15 protein-coding genes, 2 tRNA genes and 1 pseudogene are annotated in these 15,733 nt (G+C 40.5%); 9 read left to right on the top strand and 9 right to left on the bottom strand.

Annotated elements, in window-relative coordinates; all coding sequences use genetic code 11:
• The first annotated feature begins 293 nt into the window (after positions 1-293).
• Complete coding sequence (locus tag B9T19_RS10645) at positions 294-467, top strand: hypothetical protein (protein ID WP_158214395.1); 174 nt, start codon at positions 294-296, stop codon at positions 465-467.
• A gap of 217 nt (positions 468-684) precedes the next feature.
• Here B9T19_RS10645 and nfo read toward each other — a convergent pair whose 3' ends face one another.
• From nfo to hemN, 5 genes are all read right to left on the bottom strand, one after another.
• The gene (gene nfo, locus B9T19_RS09355; protein ID WP_094568366.1) at positions 685-1,530 is read right to left on the bottom strand and encodes a deoxyribonuclease IV; all 846 of its coding nucleotides are present in this window, start codon (positions 1,528-1,530) and stop codon (positions 685-687) included.
• Positions 1,531-1,608: 78 nt separating this feature from the next.
• Positions 1,609-2,118, bottom strand: a complete 510-nt coding sequence (locus B9T19_RS09350) for a GNAT family N-acetyltransferase (RefSeq protein ID WP_094568365.1) — start codon at positions 2,116-2,118, stop codon at positions 1,609-1,611.
• A 134-nt stretch (positions 2,119-2,252) separates the two neighbouring features.
• The gene (locus tag B9T19_RS09345; protein WP_094568364.1) at positions 2,253-3,941 is read right to left on the bottom strand and encodes a cation acetate symporter; all 1,689 of its coding nucleotides are present in this window, start codon (positions 3,939-3,941) and stop codon (positions 2,253-2,255) included.
• Positions 3,925-4,281: a DUF485 domain-containing protein gene (locus tag B9T19_RS09340; protein WP_094568363.1), complete on the bottom strand. Its 357-nt coding sequence runs from the start codon at positions 4,279-4,281 to the stop codon at positions 3,925-3,927. Before B9T19_RS09340 ends, B9T19_RS09345 begins: the two co-directional genes overlap by 17 nt.
• 1,090 nt (positions 4,282-5,371) lie before the next feature.
• Positions 5,372-6,748 carry an oxygen-independent coproporphyrinogen III oxidase gene (gene hemN, locus B9T19_RS09335; protein ID WP_094568362.1) on the bottom strand — a complete coding sequence of 459 codons (1,377 nt, stop codon included), beginning with the start codon at positions 6,746-6,748 and terminating at the stop codon, positions 5,372-5,374.
• Between the two features lie 317 nt (positions 6,749-7,065).
• Between hemN and pyk the strand changes: the two genes are divergently transcribed.
• Both pyk and B9T19_RS09325 read left to right on the top strand, forming a co-directional pair.
• Positions 7,066-8,505 (top strand): pyruvate kinase, encoded by a 1,440-nt coding sequence (pyk, locus tag B9T19_RS09330; protein WP_094568361.1) that lies wholly within the window; start codon positions 7,066-7,068, stop codon positions 8,503-8,505.
• A gap of 80 nt (positions 8,506-8,585) precedes the next feature.
• A tRNA-Ser gene (locus B9T19_RS09325) sits at positions 8,586-8,675 on the top strand.
• Between the two features lie 174 nt (positions 8,676-8,849).
• On the opposite strand, the gene B9T19_RS10510 is transcribed toward B9T19_RS09325, so the two are convergent.
• On the bottom strand, positions 8,850-9,353 hold the full coding sequence (locus tag B9T19_RS10510; RefSeq protein ID WP_143436881.1) for a hypothetical protein: 504 nt from the start codon (positions 9,351-9,353) through the stop codon (positions 8,850-8,852).
• A 453-nt stretch (positions 9,354-9,806) separates the two neighbouring features.
• Between B9T19_RS10510 and abaF the strand changes: the two genes are divergently transcribed.
• Positions 9,807-11,114 carry a fosfomycin efflux MFS transporter AbaF gene (gene abaF, locus B9T19_RS09315; RefSeq protein ID WP_094568360.1) on the top strand — a complete coding sequence of 436 codons (1,308 nt, stop codon included), beginning with the start codon at positions 9,807-9,809 and terminating at the stop codon, positions 11,112-11,114.
• Between the two features lie 82 nt (positions 11,115-11,196).
• Here abaF and B9T19_RS10640 read toward each other — a convergent pair whose 3' ends face one another.
• On the bottom strand, positions 11,197-11,343 hold the full coding sequence (locus tag B9T19_RS10640) for a hypothetical protein (RefSeq protein ID WP_157953516.1): 147 nt from the start codon (positions 11,341-11,343) through the stop codon (positions 11,197-11,199).
• Positions 11,344-11,789: 446 nt separating this feature from the next.
• On the opposite strand from B9T19_RS10640, the gene panD reads away from it, so the two are divergent.
• On the top strand, positions 11,790-12,185 hold the full coding sequence (gene panD, locus B9T19_RS09310; protein ID WP_094568359.1) for an aspartate 1-decarboxylase: 396 nt from the start codon (positions 11,790-11,792) through the stop codon (positions 12,183-12,185).
• Positions 12,186-12,255: 70 nt separating this feature from the next.
• On the opposite strand, the pseudogene B9T19_RS09305 reads toward panD, so the two are convergent.
• Positions 12,256-12,414: pseudogene (locus B9T19_RS09305) on the bottom strand (restriction endonuclease subunit S); the annotation flags it as partial.
• 252 nt (positions 12,415-12,666) lie between these two features.
• On the opposite strand from B9T19_RS09305, the gene B9T19_RS09300 reads away from it, so the two are divergent.
• The 3 genes from B9T19_RS09300 to B9T19_RS09290 all read left to right on the top strand — a co-directional run bounded on the left by B9T19_RS09300 (position 12,667) and on the right by B9T19_RS09290 (position 14,447).
• A tRNA-Ser gene (locus B9T19_RS09300) sits at positions 12,667-12,756 on the top strand.
• Between the two features lie 131 nt (positions 12,757-12,887).
• The gene (locus B9T19_RS09295) at positions 12,888-13,832 is read left to right on the top strand and encodes an NYN domain-containing protein (protein ID WP_094568357.1); all 945 of its coding nucleotides are present in this window, start codon (positions 12,888-12,890) and stop codon (positions 13,830-13,832) included.
• Between the two features lie 162 nt (positions 13,833-13,994).
• A complete protein-coding gene (locus B9T19_RS09290) occupies positions 13,995-14,447 on the top strand; it encodes a hypothetical protein (RefSeq protein WP_094568356.1) in 453 nt (150 codons plus the stop codon).
• Positions 14,448-14,534: 87 nt separating this feature from the next.
• Here the strand turns inward: B9T19_RS09290 and B9T19_RS09285 are convergent, their stop codons facing one another.
• The gene (locus B9T19_RS09285; protein WP_094568355.1) at positions 14,535-15,284 is read right to left on the bottom strand and encodes a hypothetical protein; all 750 of its coding nucleotides are present in this window, start codon (positions 15,282-15,284) and stop codon (positions 14,535-14,537) included.
• A 300-nt stretch (positions 15,285-15,584) separates the two neighbouring features.
• Between B9T19_RS09285 and B9T19_RS10950 the strand changes: the two genes are divergently transcribed.
• Positions 15,585-15,698, top strand: a complete 114-nt coding sequence (locus tag B9T19_RS10950) for a transposase (protein WP_094568372.1) — start codon at positions 15,585-15,587, stop codon at positions 15,696-15,698.
• Positions 15,699-15,733 lie beyond the last annotated feature (35 nt).

Below are 15,733 nucleotides of genomic sequence, written 5' to 3'. Positions count from 1 at the left end.
TGCTACCAACAATCCAGGATATTTTCTCCTTAAGAAAGCTCCTGGAGCTGCGGGAACCCACTATTTCATTCTTTTAACCAGTGCATGCCCGCCGATCGGCATCTTCGATGTCCCTTGCCGGCACGCAATTTGGGGAAGAACGCGATAGTAAGACCCGGCAACTCGTCAGTCCATTTTTTTTCAGTATGATTAATTGTTAATGTAGCGATATTTGCCGGCACGAGATTTCTGGAAGAACGCGATCGTAAGACCCGGCAACTCATTAGCCTCTGTTATTTCAACTAATCATCTTTATGATTCTTAAGAAAATTCGTGGAGCTGCGGGAACCGACTATTTCATTCTTCTAACTTTGCATGCCCGCAGTTTAGCATCTTCGATGCCCCTTGCCGGCACGCAACTTGGAGAAGAGCGTGATAGTGATTCCCGGCAACTCATCAGCTTCTGTTGTTTTAATGAATCATTTTGATGATTCTTAAGAAGATCTGTGGATCGGTGGGAGCCGACTGTATCGTTATTTTTGCCGGTGTGTGCACGCCGGTCGGTATCTTTGATGCTCTTTGATGAGTGCCTTGCTTTGTGTAGGTAGTAAAAAAACCTACATGGGAATGATCCGATGTAGGTTTTGAAGTGAATGCATTATAGTTAACGAATTTTATTTAGAGACTTTTTCGTAGCACTTTGATCTATTTTTCCAATGATCTTAACCATGCAATCTCTTCTTTCCAGATTGCCGGCTCGATGGTTTCTAAAATGAGTGGCATATTACGAAAGCGATCATCTTGCATGATATAGCGGAAAGGGATTTCTCCTATCTCTCCTTGGCCTAAACTATGATGTCGGTCAACACGGCTTGCAAAGGCTCCTTTTGAATCATTGAGGTGGAGTGCTCTTAGATAATCGAAACCAATAATTTTATCAAACTGAGTGAAGGTCTCATCACATCCTTCTTCAGTACGAAGCTCATAGCCTGCGGCAAAGGCATGGCATGTATCGATACAGACGCCGACTCGACTCTTATCCTCGATACCTTCAATAATTTGAGCAATATGTTCAAAATCAAAACCTAAGTTTGTTCCTTGTCCTGCCGTATTCTCAATTACAGCTGTAACCCCCGTTGTTTGATCGAGGATGATATTGATCGACTCGGCGATAGTGGCTAAACACTCCTTCTCGCTCATCTTATTAAGATGACTTCCAGGATGAAAGTTAATGAGCTCAATTCCTAATTGTTCACAACGTTGGAATTCATCTAAGAGAGCATTTCGTGACTTTTCAAGTTGCTCAGGATCATGGTGCCCCGGATTAATCAGGTAACTCGCATGGGGCAATATATGTTTAGGTGAGTAGTGGTAGACTTCTAGAAAACGTTTATAGTTGTCGATATCCCCTTTTTTGAGTGGGGGACCTTCCCAGCGGCGATTATTTTTTGTAAAAAGGGCAAAAGCATTTGCACCAATTTCATGAGCATTTTTGACGCTATTTTGAACGCCTCCGGCAGCACTGACATGTGCTCCAATATAATATGTCATACTTAATCCTCTTCTAAAAATTCTTCTCTATTGTACGAAAAAATGAGCCGAAAAGGGGTATTTGCCCGATTTAATTCCTCAATCCCTAGGATTATAGGTAATGATCAGTTCCGGTTCTTTAGTTTCAGTATCTATCTCCTCTTTTTGGATTAAAAAACCATGGTGAAGATAAAATTGAACGGCATCACTATTTCTCTTATAGACTCGCGCTTCTAGAGGAGAGAATCGATTTTTAGCATCTTCAAGTAGGATTGAACCAATGCCTCGATGTTGCATTTTAGGCTCAACAAATAGTGCCGCTAATCGATGTTGATAGTAGGCATAAAACCCGACAATTTCACGCTCAATAATCGCCATGTAGGTATCTGCAGCAGGGAGATAAATATTGCAGACATCCTTCGCTTTAGAGCGCCAGTAAGATTCTGGAATAAAGTGATGAGCCTCAATAGAGGCATCTAACCAAATCTGAATAAGAGAGTGGAAATCTTCAGGGCGACTTAAGGGGCGAATCAGAATAGAGTTAGGATCGATCCGATTCATCTCTGTAGGCTCGATTATGTCGGCGGTCGGTTTTGTATCTGTAGACATCAGTCCTCTTCCTGTTGTTTATAAATGAGATAAAAAAAAGCACCTCTTTCGAAGTGCTTCTATGAGAGTCGAGTAAGGTCGAACGAATTCTATTTTACTCGCAAGATGACTCCTTTACTAGAGAGTTCTTATTGTTATAATTTTTTATTAAAATCAGGGTGGTTTACTTGACGATACTGTTGAATTGCTTCAGCAATACCTTCTCCGCCCACTTGTGAACGAACATATTGTGTACTGAAAACTGCTCTTTCTGCTTTTGCCTCTGCAGAATTATCATTAATCGATACGATCATTGTGACAATAAAGGCAATTGGAATAGAGAAGAGTGCAGGGTTGTTGTAAGGAATAATGCCATCGCCATTTCCTAAGACTTTACCCCAAACTTCAGGACCTAAGATAATGATGATCACCGCTGATGCTAAACCTGCAGCACCCCCGATAACAGCTCCACGCGTTGAAAGTTTCTTCCAATACATAGAAAGGAATAGGAGAGGGAAGTTTGCTGAAGCTCCGATTGAGAATGCAAGCCCTACGACGAAAGCAACGTTTTGGTTCTCAAAGAGGATCCCTAATAAGATTGCGATAATACCTAATGCAATCGTGGTATAGCGAGAGATCTTCAACTCAGTCTTCATTACAGGTTTACCCTTCATGATGACATTTGCATAGATATCATGGCTAATTGCTGATGCACCCGATAAGGTCAATCCCGCGACAACTGCAACTAAGGTCGCAAAGGTAACAGCAGACATAAATCCTAAGAAGAGGTTACCACCTACCGCATGTGAAAGATGGATTGCCGCCATGTTATTTCCACCAATTAAGGAGTCACCACTCATATACTCAGGAACACCCATAACATAGACGATTGCACCAAAGCCGATGATAAACATTAAAAGATAGAAGTAACCGATAAAGGTTGTCGCATAGAGAACAGATTTACGTGCTTCTTTTGCATCTTTAACGGTGAAAAAGCGCATTAAGATATGAGGAAGCCCTGCGGTACCAAACATAAGACCGATTCCTAATGAGATAGCATCAATAGGATTAGGGAATTGAAGACCTGGCTTCATAATATCAATACCATTTGGACTCTTTTCAACAGCATGTTTAAAGAGTGTTCCAAGGTCAAATCCAGACCAGTAGAGAACAACAACAGACATAACAGTTGCACCAAAGAGAATCAATACCGCTTTGATCATCTGTACCCAAGTGGTTGCAAGCATTCCTCCAAAGAGAACATACATCACCATTAAGACACCAACGATCATTACCGCAAAACCGTAGCTTAAACCAAAGAGTAACTCAATTAACTTACCGGCACCCACCATCTGCGCAATGAGATAGAGGAGAACGATTGCCATTGTTGAGAAAGCTGCAAGAATACGGATAGGACGCTGTTTAAGGCGATATGCCGTAACGTCAGCAAAGGTAAAGCGACCTAGGTTACGGAATCTCTCTGCCATAAGGAAGAGAATCACCGGCCAGCCGATAAAGAATCCAAAGGAGTAGATCAAACCATCATATCCTGAGGTAAATACCATTGCCGAGATTCCAAGGAAAGATGCTGATGAGAGGTAATCCCCGGCGATTGCTAATCCATTTTGGAATCCTGAGAGTCCACCCCCTGCGGTGTAGAAGTCAGAGGCAGACTTTGTCTTGTTCGCAGCCCAGAAGGTGATCCAGAGCGTTGCAATAACAAAGACAAAGAACATAATGATAGCAGTCCAGTTCTTCTCACCTGCCTGCTGTGCAAATGCACTCGTTAGAAGCGGCGATAAGAGAATCGCGCTTGCGGTTAATGATCTATTTAAGCGTTTCATCTGCCGCCTCCTTAATTAAGTTTTCAGTCATCGGGTCATAGACTTTATTAGTACGGCTGATATAGAGTGCCGTTAAAATAGTTGTCCAGATAATAAGGAAGAAACCTGCTGGAATCCCCCAAGTTGTTACCGAATCTTTAGAGATCGGCATACCAACTAGGTTTGGCGCAAATGCTACCGCTAACATCAATAGGATATAGAGTCCTAAAGTGAGTGCGAGCAGCGTTAAGCTAAAGGTCTGCTTTCTTCTGACAACGTCATAGAATTTAGGATTTTTGCTAATCGCGATTGTCATTGCATCATAATCGCGTTGCGTATTCTCCTGATTTGAATTGGACATAATATCCTCCTCGTATTTTAGATAGTGATGGTATTAAAAAAGTTACTGCAAACTGAAATCGAAATAAAACTGAAATAAAACCGAAATAAAAACGAAAAACTGAATTAAAAATAAAAGATTAAACAGGTAATAAAAATGGTGAAATCTTCGATCGATCTTCTTAAAGTTGTGCTCCACCTTTATCCATCTGTTTTTGCTATCTGATTTATCAATGGATTGATTTATCTAAGATAGTGATTCGTAAAATTGAGTGTTTGTTCTAATAGCGTTCTAATGATGTTCTAAGTATTGATCAAACTTCAATTGCATATTGATCAACGTTGTTAATCCTTTATCTCTCTATTTTTTTAATCTTTTAATCTTTTAATCTTTCAATTTTTTTAATATCTCAATCTTAATCTCTGCTTTTATCAGTACTCCATGATCCATTAAAGGTGAGTCTTAGATCATTGATCTAATCTCTGCCATTAATTATCTGAAATCTGTAAAGGAACAATTTGGGTTTACTACGTTTTAGAGGAGTGTCTCCTCTTTGTAATCGTTTCAAGCCATAACTCTTCTGCTCTACTCCTCAACAAGGACTATTAGTGACTATTGATAACTGCTAGTACATTTTGAGTAAAGCGGTGGCTTTTTACATTCTTGCTAACGTCTCTTATTTTTCCTCAAGCGCCTATGCAGGGAGTGAGGGGGAGATGCCAATATCACTCTTACGTCATTCGATATGGTCTCCTTTCTAGATAGCAAGTTGATATGTAAGTATTTCGATTACTTGAAGAGAGCGATATTGAGAGTTAGCAGAGCGGTGGGAGAATCGTTTATCGACCCCCCACACCCCTTGCTAACCACCTATATACCGCCTCCTACTTGTGCGACTCCGTCCTTTTTGGATCTCTATGCGCACATTTGTTCTCCTAGAGTGGATAGCTTAAAACTATCACAGCTCTTTTTTTATAGCAACTCAGAAATAAAAATCGGGCGTTAACTTCTCAACTAGAGAGAAACTAACGCCCGATTAAATATTATTTAAGTTATTGACTCTAAATGATTTTTATTTTTATTCCTCTATTGAGGAATGTTTTGTACTATTTTAGATAACTCTTGAGAAACGATTATCATTTTTACGAAGATAAGCATCAAAAACCATTCCGATGTTACGGATTAAGAGACGACCTGCATCCTGTACATAGTAGCGATCATTGTCGATAATAATTAGCCCATCTTCCTGCATTGCATTGAGTTCAGGAAGATCATCTTTGAAGTATTCTCGTGCATCAATACCTAAATCTTCACTGACCTTATCGAGATCTAGTTTAAGGTTACACATAATCTCTGTAATCACATGGCGACGAATCAGATCATCTTTCGTCAGTTTTACTCCACGCATAATAGGAAGCTCACCACGATCGATCATTGCTTCATATTGCGGCATAATTTTGGCATTTTGCGCATAGATATCTCCAATTTGAGAGATCGAAGAGATACCCATTCCAACAAGATCACAATCTGAATGGGTACTGTAACCTTGGAAGTTACGGTAGAGTAACCCCTCTTTTTGGGCAATGGCTAATTGATCAGTTGGTTTGGCAAAGTGATCCATACCGATATAGACATATCCTGCATCCGTTAAGCGCTCAATCACCTGTTTTAAGATGAGTAATTTCTCTTGGGGCGAGGGCATATCTTCAGGATTCATCTGCTTTTGTGTCTTAAAGAGATGCGGCATGTGGGCATAGTTGAAGACAGAGAGTCTATCGGGTGAAAGTTCAATCACCTCTTCGAGTGTCCGATTGAAACTATCGACCGTTTGGAAAGGTAATCCATAGATGAGATCGAGAGAGATTGAATTAAAACCTGACTCGCGTGCGGCGGTTAAAGTTTCTATCGTAATCTCTTTCGGTTGAATACGGTTGACCGCGACCTGAACCTTCTCATCAAAATCTTGTACTCCCATACTTAAGCGATTAAAACCGATAGAGCGCAAGAAGCGAACGGTATCAGCATCAGCTTCACGAGGATCCACTTCAATGGAGATCTCTGCTTCATCATCAGAGAGAAGATTAAACTTTTCTCTAGTCTTCTCCATCAGTGAACGCATCTCATCGTGAGAGAGGAATGTCGGTGTACCACCGCCCCAATGGAGTTGTTTTACGGGTGCACGATTACTAAAGAGCTCTCCTTGCATCTCCATCTCCTTAAAGAGACGATCGAGATAGGGTTGTGAGCGCTTACGATTATTGGTGATAATCTTATTACATCCGCAGTAGAAACAGATTGTTGCACAAAAGGGGATATGGAAGTAGAGAGAGAGCGGATTTTTTCTAGCATTAGATTCAGCTGCCGCCTGTTGATACTCTTTGCTCCCAAACTCTTCGGTAAATTGAACCGCAGTAGGGTAAGAGGTGTAGCGAGGACCCGCTTTATCGTATTTCGCGATGAGGGCTTCATTAAATATTTTATTTGTCATAATGCTCTATATACTCTAATGATAAGCTTCTGCTCGAAGATGTAAGAAGGGTGAAACGGGGGCGATTAATTCGAACTGATGATCAGTTCAGCTATTGCCTCTATATTTCACCTGCTAGTTGTGTTGTTTATTAAGGTTTTGAAGATACTTTTGCAAATTTAACGACTAATTTTAGCTTCATTATAACGTAAAGGAGCGGATGATGATGCTTTTCTCCCGATTTCTTGAGCGAAGTGATCTAATTAGCGGTATACTTTTATTAGGGAGTCTCTCCCTGTATCAATCTGTTTTTTATGGTCATAAGAGGAGTCATTAAGATGCGCCGTACCAAAATTGTAGCTACATTAGGTCCTGCAACGGATAAACCTGGAGTTCTTGAGGGAATTATTAAAGCAGGGGTTAACATTGTTCGTCTCAACTTCTCTCATGGTGAGCATGAAGAACATAAGGCACGAGCCGAAGCGGTACGAGAAATCGCTGATAAATTAGGTGTTCGTGTGGGGATCTTATCGGATCTTCAAGGACCTAAAATTCGTATTGAGAATTTTGTTGAAGGGAAGGTTGAGCTCGAAGAGGGACAGGTCTTTGTACTCGATACCCAATTAGATGAAGATGCCGGCAATAATGAGCGTGTTGGTATCGCTTATAAAGAGTTGGTCAATGATGTCAAAATTGGCGATACACTCCTCTTAGATGATGGCAATATCATTGTGGATGTAACCGGTGTGACAGAGACAGAGATTCAGACAAAAGTAGTTGTTGCAGGCCCTCTTTCAAACCGAAAAGGGGTTAACTTAAAAGGGGGCGGTCTCTCTGCTGCGGCATTAACAGAGAAAGATAAGGAAGATCTGATCTGTGCAGCTGGCTTTAATACCGACTTTATTGCCGTCTCTTTCCCTAAAACTGCAGCTGATATCTTAGAAGCGCGTGAGCTTTTAAAAGCTGCTAATTCCAAAGCGGGGATTGTGGCAAAGATTGAGCGAACAGAAGCATTAGAGAACATTGATGAGATTATTGAAGCTTCTGATGCCATTATGATTGCCCGTGGTGACCTTGGGGTTGAGATTGGGGATGCGAAACTTGTCGGTGTGCAAAAACGTTTTATTAAACGTGCTCGTCAGCTCGACAAAGCCGTGATTACTGCAACACAGATGATGGAATCGATGATTGAGCATCAATCGCCGACGCGAGCGGAAGTTATGGACGTTGCAAACTCAGTACTCGATGGGACAGATGCAGTGATGCTCTCTGCTGAAACAGCGGTTGGAAAATATCCTGTAAGAACGGTGCGTGCAATGTCAGAGATCTGTCGTGGTGCCGAGAGTGAGGTTGAATATGCTCAGGGGCTACAAGGCGGTTACTCATTACGTGAAGAGCCATTTAAGTTTGAGCGCACTGATGAGGCGATTGCCATGTCATCAATCGTTTTAGCGAATCACTTCGATATCAAAGCGGTAGCATGTTTAACAGAGACAGGGACTACGGCACTCTTGATGAGTCGTATTACAACTGATCTACCGATCTATGGTATTACCCGTAATCAAGATACATGTGGACGTTTGACGATTTGCCGTGGTGTAACCCCAATTTTCTATGATTTTAAACCTTCTCCCGATGATGAGATTCAACGTCAAGTGGTGAGTGTCTTAAAAGCGGAAAATGCAGTTGAACCAGGGGATCGTATTTTAGTCACCTTCGGTTCTTTCAATTTCCAGCAAGGTGGAACGAACTGCTTACGAATTGTTACAATTGATTAAATAGCAGTCAAAGTATCTGTAAGAATGAAAAATAGGTTGCGAAGTAACAACTTTGCATTATAATATCCATTCTTACCTATGGAGGCGTGGCCGAGTGGTTGAAGGCACCGGTCTTGAAAACCGGCAACGGGTTAAACCGTTCGTGAGTTCGAATCCCACCGCCTCCGCCATATTAGAAACCCTTAGCGAATGCTAAGGGTTTTTTATATCTGCAATAAATCATTGGCTAGGATCATCCTCTGAAATGATTCATTGCGGATGACCCAAGATTAGTTAATATTTGAAATGATATTATCGAAAAGGTACTTTCTTAACTCTAAGTCTATAATTTTAAATCTATAACTTTAAAATCCAAAAGCTTTAAACATCTCATTGGCATTCTGTTCTTGGATATTGTTGATCTCCTCCATTTGACGAATCATGCCCAATGCGGCACCGACGGGGCCGCCGACATTAAAACCTACGCTACTTGATGTAGAGCGTGTCTTGCTATTACTCCGTGTTTGAGAGCTACTATTGCAGTTGCTTTTGCGCGTAGTACTGACCCCATTTGTGTGAAAATCGTGAGATTCATTGGTGATGCATCCCCCTTCTGTTTGAGTTTGACTATCGCCGGAGGTTTTACTCGATTTGGTTGTATGTACTTCCCCATAATTACCTGTAGGCATAATGATTGCCGGCGTATCGTAGATTGTAATTGTCCGCTCTTCCGTAGGGAATGAGATCTCGGTTGATGGCATCGGCGCATTATAGATCCCATAAGATTGTTGTGGAAATGTGCCACAAGCACTTAGGAGTAAAGAGAAAGTGGCGGCTAATGAGAGATAAGTTAAAGCTCTATTTTTCATTATCTGATATCTATTTTTCAATGTCTGTTTTGCAATAGTGTGATGATGTTTCTGAAGTGAAGTAGTAGCGATCTTTTTCCTATAGATGATAATCACTAACGACTTATAATCTTTCACATCTAAAAAAGGGATCTTATTTTATAGCCAAAAATATCGATTGCGCATCAAAAATATAAGGATGTTAGAAAATAACATTTTTAATCAATGGGTTGCTATTATTTGTTTTTTTTATAGCAAAAAATATAGGTAGAATAGGGTCATTTTTAAGATGTAATACACCTATTTATCTACTCAACAAAGTTATTTTTTCTATCTGCTCCTATGCCAAAATCAGCATCTTTTACCGCTTTTTTCATCAAGAATAAAAATGCTAAATCTTAGACTCTAGATAGAGATGTGAGATTAAAAAGTATCCACATTGAAAATAATAATAAAGATAATAAGGAGATAGATATGGCAAAAAAGAAGGCTTCAAAAGAGTTGAAGCTAGCGGTCGCGGCATCAACCGTGGGCTCCGTGGCGGAATGGTATGAATTTTTTCTCTATGGTACGGCATCCGCTTTAGTATTTGGTCAGGTATTTTTTAAACAGACAGGGAATGCGATTGATGGAATATTAGCTGCATTTGCCCTCTATGCAGTCGGCTTTTTAGCTCGACCACTTGGAGGCATTGTATTTGGGCACTTTGGGGATAAGTATGGGCGGAAAAAGCTCCTGCAAATTAGTCTGATCATGGTGGGGATTACCACCTTTTTGATGGGGACAATCCCAGGGTTTGATAGCATTGGCTATTGGGCGCCGGTATTACTTGTATCTCTCCGTTTAATTCAAGGTTTTGCTTTTGGTGGTGAGTGGGGCGGTGCCGTGATTTTAGTCTCTGAGCATAGTCCTCCGGATCGAAGAGGTTTCTGGGCAAGTTGGCCTCAAGCAGGCGTTCCTTTAGGAAACCTTGTGGCGACCATTATTCTTCTGCTCTTATCTACATTATTAACCCAAGAGCAATTTTTAGATTGGGGTTGGCGCGTTGCCTTCTGGTTCTCCGCTGTTGTGGTCTTGATCGGTTTATGGATTCGTAAAAGTGTTGATGATGCCCCGGTATTTAAAGAGGCTCAGCGACAGCAAGCATTAAAGGCAGAGAAACAACTCGGTATTGTCGAGGTATTGAAATATCATAAAAAAGCGATTGCAGCCGGTATTGGAACTCGTTTTGTTGAGAATATTCTCTATTACATGGTGGTAACTTTCTCGATCAGTTATCTCAAGTTAGTCGTCCATAAAGATACAACAGAGATCTTGGTGATGATGTTTGGTGCGCATCTTATTCATGTCTTCTTTATCCCGCTGATGGGGCATTTAAGCGATGTTTATGGGCGAAAACCTATTTTTATGATCGGTGCCATTTTAACGGCAACGTGGGGATTCTTCGCATTCCCAATGATGGATACCGGGCATGATGGCATTATTATGTTAGCGATTATTATCGGACTCTTCTTCCAATCGATGACCTACTCTCCATACTCCGCTTTAATGACCGAGTTATTCCCAACCCATGTGCGTTATACAGCACTTTCGCTCTGCTATCAGATTGCACCAATATTAGCAGGCTCATGGGCGCCACTTATCTCATTAGCGTTACTAGATCACTTTCATAGCTCGGTGCCGATATCGATCTATCTTGTCTGTGCGAGTTTGATCTCTATTGTTTCAATCTCGTTAATTAAGGAGACAAAAGGGAAATCCCTCAGTTTTGGTGATAAGTAGAAAGGAGATGATCTAATAATATGGATACTTTTTAGAATATTGATAATAAATACTCATGGGGACTGTTTTATCCCCATTTTTTTTAGATGAAAATGATTACAAAATCGATCGCTGCTTTATCGGTTTTGATAATATCGGTTTCATTTTTAATCTTCTCGCCGGCATCTTGTTGTACGGTCTGCCGCAGACTTGAGAGCTGTGCTATGGTCTCTTTATAATTTTGGCACAATATTTCTCTTGTTCTTTTCTCTCAATTATTATTTATCTTGAAAACAATCCTATGATAATGACTCCTAAACAAAGAGATAGTCGGCTAAGTCACAATTTTATCGGGATGAGTCTTTTAGGAAACTTACTAAAAGTTTAAAATTTATTTTTTTTATGTACTGTATTTTTGTATAGACTCGTGCTCTCGAACTTCTGATTGTATAATTAGCGGTGTTATGAGAGGGTACGGGTCTTTTTTACGTCTTAAATTCTTTAATCTAAAAAAGATAATGTTCACAATATTAGGTGGAGAAGATTGAGGGAATGATCTCTTTTAGCCATGGTATTTTGCGCTACTCTATTTATTTTATTTCAAATATATAACAGATCATTCAAAAGATACTTATCTAAGATACCTACCTAAATATAGGGTGCCTGTTTTATATTAAAAAGAGAGAAAGGGAAATTATGATTTTAGAAATGTTACAAGCAAAGATACATAGGGCAACGGTTACACAAGCAGAGTTAAATTATGTAGGCAGTATTACAATCGATGAAGCGCTCTTAGAAGCTTCAGGAATCAGGGAGTACCAAAAGGTTCAGATTGTGGATATCGATAATGGTCAGCGATTTGAGACCTACACCATTGCCGGGCCGAGAGATAGCGGTGTGATCTGCTTAAATGGCGCCGCTGCTCGCTGTGTTGAGGTGGGGGATAAGGTCATTATTATGGCTTATTCCGGCTATAGTGAAGAAGAGCTAAAAGAGCATAAGCCGCAAGTGGTCTTTGTAGATGAGAATAATAGAGTCCATAAAATTTCCCAATATGAGAAGCATGGGCGCTTAGAGGATATGGATATATAGGCTCTGATGCTATCGCTATAAGAAGATCGATCTTGGGAAAAAGAGCGGCCCTTTGGCAGCTCTTACCATCTTACGTTACCTTCACTCGGCATTTGCCGGTGAGGAGTTGTTGCATCAATGCTATTTTCTCAGCTTTGAGGTATTCGAGGTTCTCTTGGAGTAACTCAATTTCCTGATCCGCAGTGGAGAGCAGTTCGGCGATTTTCTCTTGTTCGGCAAGAGGGGGGATCCTAAAGATTGTCAATCTTTATTTTGCATTAATGGCTTTACTGCAATTAAAGAGGCGAGTGCACAATACTTTTTATTTTTTTATGAGATTTCGTTCTTGATCTGTTCTTGATCTGTTCTTGATCTTATATAGGCAACGAAAAACCTTACTCAACCTTGCTCGCGTTATGAGGCTCTTTATAACCTAAGCCACTTTTTTGAAAAATAGTTGCAGAGTTTAAAGTTTTCATTATAATAGCACTCTTACATAAATGGAGGTGTGGCCGAGTGGTTGAAGGCACCGGTCTTGAAAACCGGCAACGGGTTAAACCGTTCGTGAGTTCGAATCCCACCACCTCCGCCAGATATGTCAAAGCCCTTGTTTAACTCTTTGAGTTGCAAGGGTTTTTTTGTTGTCTTTAAAATTCACTTAACTTTATCTTCTATTTACTAGGAGAATAAGAGTTGTATTCATATAAGGGATTAAACATATTTATGACAGCGCATTCTCCAAATATTGTTGTATTAATCGATGCAGATAATACGTCTCACACATTGATGGGAGCTATTTTAGAAGAGGTTGCCAAATATGGGACAGCTTACGTTAAGCAAGTCTATGGTGATTGGAGTTCCCCAGCACTTAAAAGTTGGAAAGAGAAATGTTTGAGTCATGGATTAGTGGCCGTTCAGCAGTTTGCTTATACCCCTAGTAAAAATGCGACAGATATTGCGATGGTGATCGATGCTATGGATCTATTACATAGTCAGCAATTTGATATATTTTGTATTGTTTCGAGCGATAGTGATTTTACTGGCCTAGTTTCTCGTATTCGTAAAAATGGTATTCAAGTCTATGGGATTGGTAAACAGTCAGCGCCAGAAGCATTTCGTAGATCGTGTGATAAATATATATTTATTGATAATTTGCTGGTTAGAGATGAAGCATCAACTAAGTGTATTGTGAGCCCCGTAGATAGTGAAAATAATTCGGTTCAGACAGGTCAAAAAGAGGTCTGGGATCAAATCTCTCTTAGGTCAGATTTATCATTATTGAAGTTGATTCGTAATGCTATTAAAGAACATGATCAAGATACAGGATGGGTCTCCTTAGGCGTTGTAGGATCTTATATTAATAAAATTGATCCTGAATTTGATGCCCGAAACTACGGTTATTCCAAATTATCAGAATTGATTGAAGCGATAGCTCTATTTAGACTGGATCGACAAAAAAATATACTCCATATTGCTTGTAAATTACCTAAAAGTGAACTTAAAGAAGTGCGAGAAGTTATCAAAAAATATAGTCACGATGGAAAAGATGGGGAGTTGTTGGATAAAAACCTAATAGGTCAAGCATTTAAAGATAGAGGAGTCCATTATAAAGAGGCATTTGGTTGTGGGTCTTTAACCTCTTTTTTGAAAAAAATAGCAAGTTGGTAATAATGTTATTTTTTGATAGGGTTGCTATGCCTTTTCGTTTTGGCTAAAAGGCACTTGTGCTATTTCATTGTTGAATTTTTAGATAGATAAAATAAGATATTTAATTGTGAAATTTTAGTTAATCAATTTTTAATTTATTTAAAGCATACTTGTAAAAATATAATGACGGTATTAATTGTTTTAGGTGTAATTTCAGGAATCTTGCTCTTTATGGGGGCGATCTATCTCTTTAATCAACATTGTGAAGATAAGTTTGGTTACCAGTTTTTGACCGTGGGTGCGACGGGATTTTTGGGAATTGGTGCGGCTATATTTTATGGTGGATTGAAATGGTATCAATCATCATTGACCGGGACGGGAAGTGAATTTTTAGGGTTAGAGGTTAATCGGGAGACTTTGAATGGTCTTGTGGTGATGGGCCTCGCTATTATTTTGTATCTTTTCGCGGCAATAGTGAATTATAAGGAGACGGATTGGCTTTATGGTACGATCGGCACAGCATTGCAATTTACCTTATTGCCGATATTCGCCTATTTAGGGATCTATCTGATGATCCTCTACTTTTTTATTATGATCAGTTTTGGATTGGTGATCAATATGTTTAGCCGAGATTAATGGGGGCAGAGCATCGGCTGCAACCGCTTCTTTGATAGATTGGATTAAGGTTTTATGAGTAAGCCCTGGCGAGGGCTCTTTGTTCTCTTAAGAGAGCAGCTCAGAGAGGGTCTCTTTTAAATAGTGATTTGTAAAGCCGGCATAATAGCGTGGATGGTAGAGGATGAGCGATCGGCCTAAGATGGGATGTTGCAACTGAGCATACCACATATTTCGCGGCCGCTTCTTTTTGGGATTGGACAGGCCTTTGCGCTTAACCTCGACTCCTTTAAAGTGGCTCTTAATATCGCGAACTCGTGAGGGGCCCGTTAAAAAGAGGATAAGATCGGGCTTTAAGATCTCAATCTCCTGCTCGGCGATTAGAAAGTGTTGCGCCTCAAGATCTCGCAAGGTTTGAGTCATCCCCGAGCGCCGCTTATCGCGGGCGATCTTATTGATATTATTCCAAAGAAGGTGGATCTTTCTCCCCTGAAGGGAGGGCTGTTGCTTTAATACTTTCTTAATGCGGGAGAAGGCCTTCATAAAGATGGAGCGGGAGCGCGCCTTTTGACTCTCTTTATGGTAGAAGTAGCGGGAGTAGGCCGCCAATAGCTCCTCGAGATAGCGCTCTATGCCGCCATTAGCTAACTGCTGCTCAACTGCCTGATAGGAATCCAATTTCCAACCTCGAACCTCCTGACCAAAAATCATCACTTTAAAGGTATCTGCTTGCCAGCGCGACTCATCGACCTGAATCAGCAAGGGGGAAGTGCAGTTGATCTTCCGCTCTATAATTGCCGTAGAGAGGGACCCTAAATGGGCTCGGTAGAGCTGTTCTAATTGATGATTGAGGCCCATATCGATCTCCTTTTATCGAGTTGAGTGCAGAGGTTGGGGCGGGAGAATATTGAGGGACGAAGTAACAGAGCATCCCGCTTGCCATCATAACACTTCGGGAGGATCTTACGCCGCTAGGGGATCAAAATATTGCTTGTCAGCGGGCGGATGAGGCGCTCTAATACCCTTTTGGGATGATTGAGGGGAAGATGGCAAAGCGTAAACTTACCCTAAAAAGGCACCAGCAAAAACTAGAGATTTCTGTCATCATTATTTAAGATAGAGGAAATCATGAAACGATCAAAATTTACAGAAAAATAAATCGTAAACATTTTAAAGCTGGCAGAAAAGGACGTTAAAGTGACTGATATCTGCCGAGAACATGGCATTAGCAGTGCTGTGTGCTATCAGTGGAAAAGTAAGTATGAAGCTTAGAAGTCTCTGATTTGAAGCGATTACGGGAAATTGAA

Source organism: Ignatzschineria sp. F8392 (assembly GCF_002252045.1).
In the GTDB taxonomy this organism is placed as follows: Bacteria; Pseudomonadota; Gammaproteobacteria; order Cardiobacteriales; family Wohlfahrtiimonadaceae; genus Ignatzschineria.
The sequence above is the reverse complement of the archived record's forward strand: the minus strand, read 5'-3'. Positions and strand labels throughout refer to the sequence as shown.

Excerpts from the sequence above, each read along its gene's own strand:
- B9T19_RS10645 (WP_158214395.1), top strand. The coding sequence starts at position 294 with ATGATTCTTAAGAAAATTCGTGGAGCTGCGGGAACCGACTATTTCATT.
- nfo (WP_094568366.1), bottom strand. The coding sequence starts at position 1,530 with ATGACATATTATATTGGAGCACATGTCAGTGCTGCCGGAGGCGTTCAA.
- B9T19_RS09350 (WP_094568365.1), bottom strand. The coding sequence starts at position 2,118 with ATGTCTACAGATACAAAACCGACCGCCGACATAATCGAGCCTACAGAG.
- B9T19_RS09345 (WP_094568364.1), bottom strand. The coding sequence starts at position 3,941 with ATGAAACGCTTAAATAGATCATTAACCGCAAGCGCGATTCTCTTATCG.
- B9T19_RS09340 (WP_094568363.1), bottom strand. The coding sequence starts at position 4,281 with ATGTCCAATTCAAATCAGGAGAATACGCAACGCGATTATGATGCAATG.
- hemN (WP_094568362.1), bottom strand. The coding sequence starts at position 6,748 with ATGACAAATAAAATATTTAATGAAGCCCTCATCGCGAAATACGATAAA.
- pyk (WP_094568361.1), top strand. The coding sequence starts at position 7,066 with ATGCGCCGTACCAAAATTGTAGCTACATTAGGTCCTGCAACGGATAAA.
- B9T19_RS10510 (WP_143436881.1), bottom strand. The coding sequence starts at position 9,353 with ATGAAAAATAGAGCTTTAACTTATCTCTCATTAGCCGCCACTTTCTCT.
- abaF (WP_094568360.1), top strand. The coding sequence starts at position 9,807 with ATGGCAAAAAAGAAGGCTTCAAAAGAGTTGAAGCTAGCGGTCGCGGCA.
- panD (WP_094568359.1), top strand. The coding sequence starts at position 11,790 with ATGATTTTAGAAATGTTACAAGCAAAGATACATAGGGCAACGGTTACA.
- B9T19_RS09295 (WP_094568357.1), top strand. The coding sequence starts at position 12,888 with ATGACAGCGCATTCTCCAAATATTGTTGTATTAATCGATGCAGATAAT.
- B9T19_RS09290 (WP_094568356.1), top strand. The coding sequence starts at position 13,995 with ATGACGGTATTAATTGTTTTAGGTGTAATTTCAGGAATCTTGCTCTTT.
- B9T19_RS09285 (WP_094568355.1), bottom strand. The coding sequence starts at position 15,284 with ATGGGCCTCAATCATCAATTAGAACAGCTCTACCGAGCCCATTTAGGG.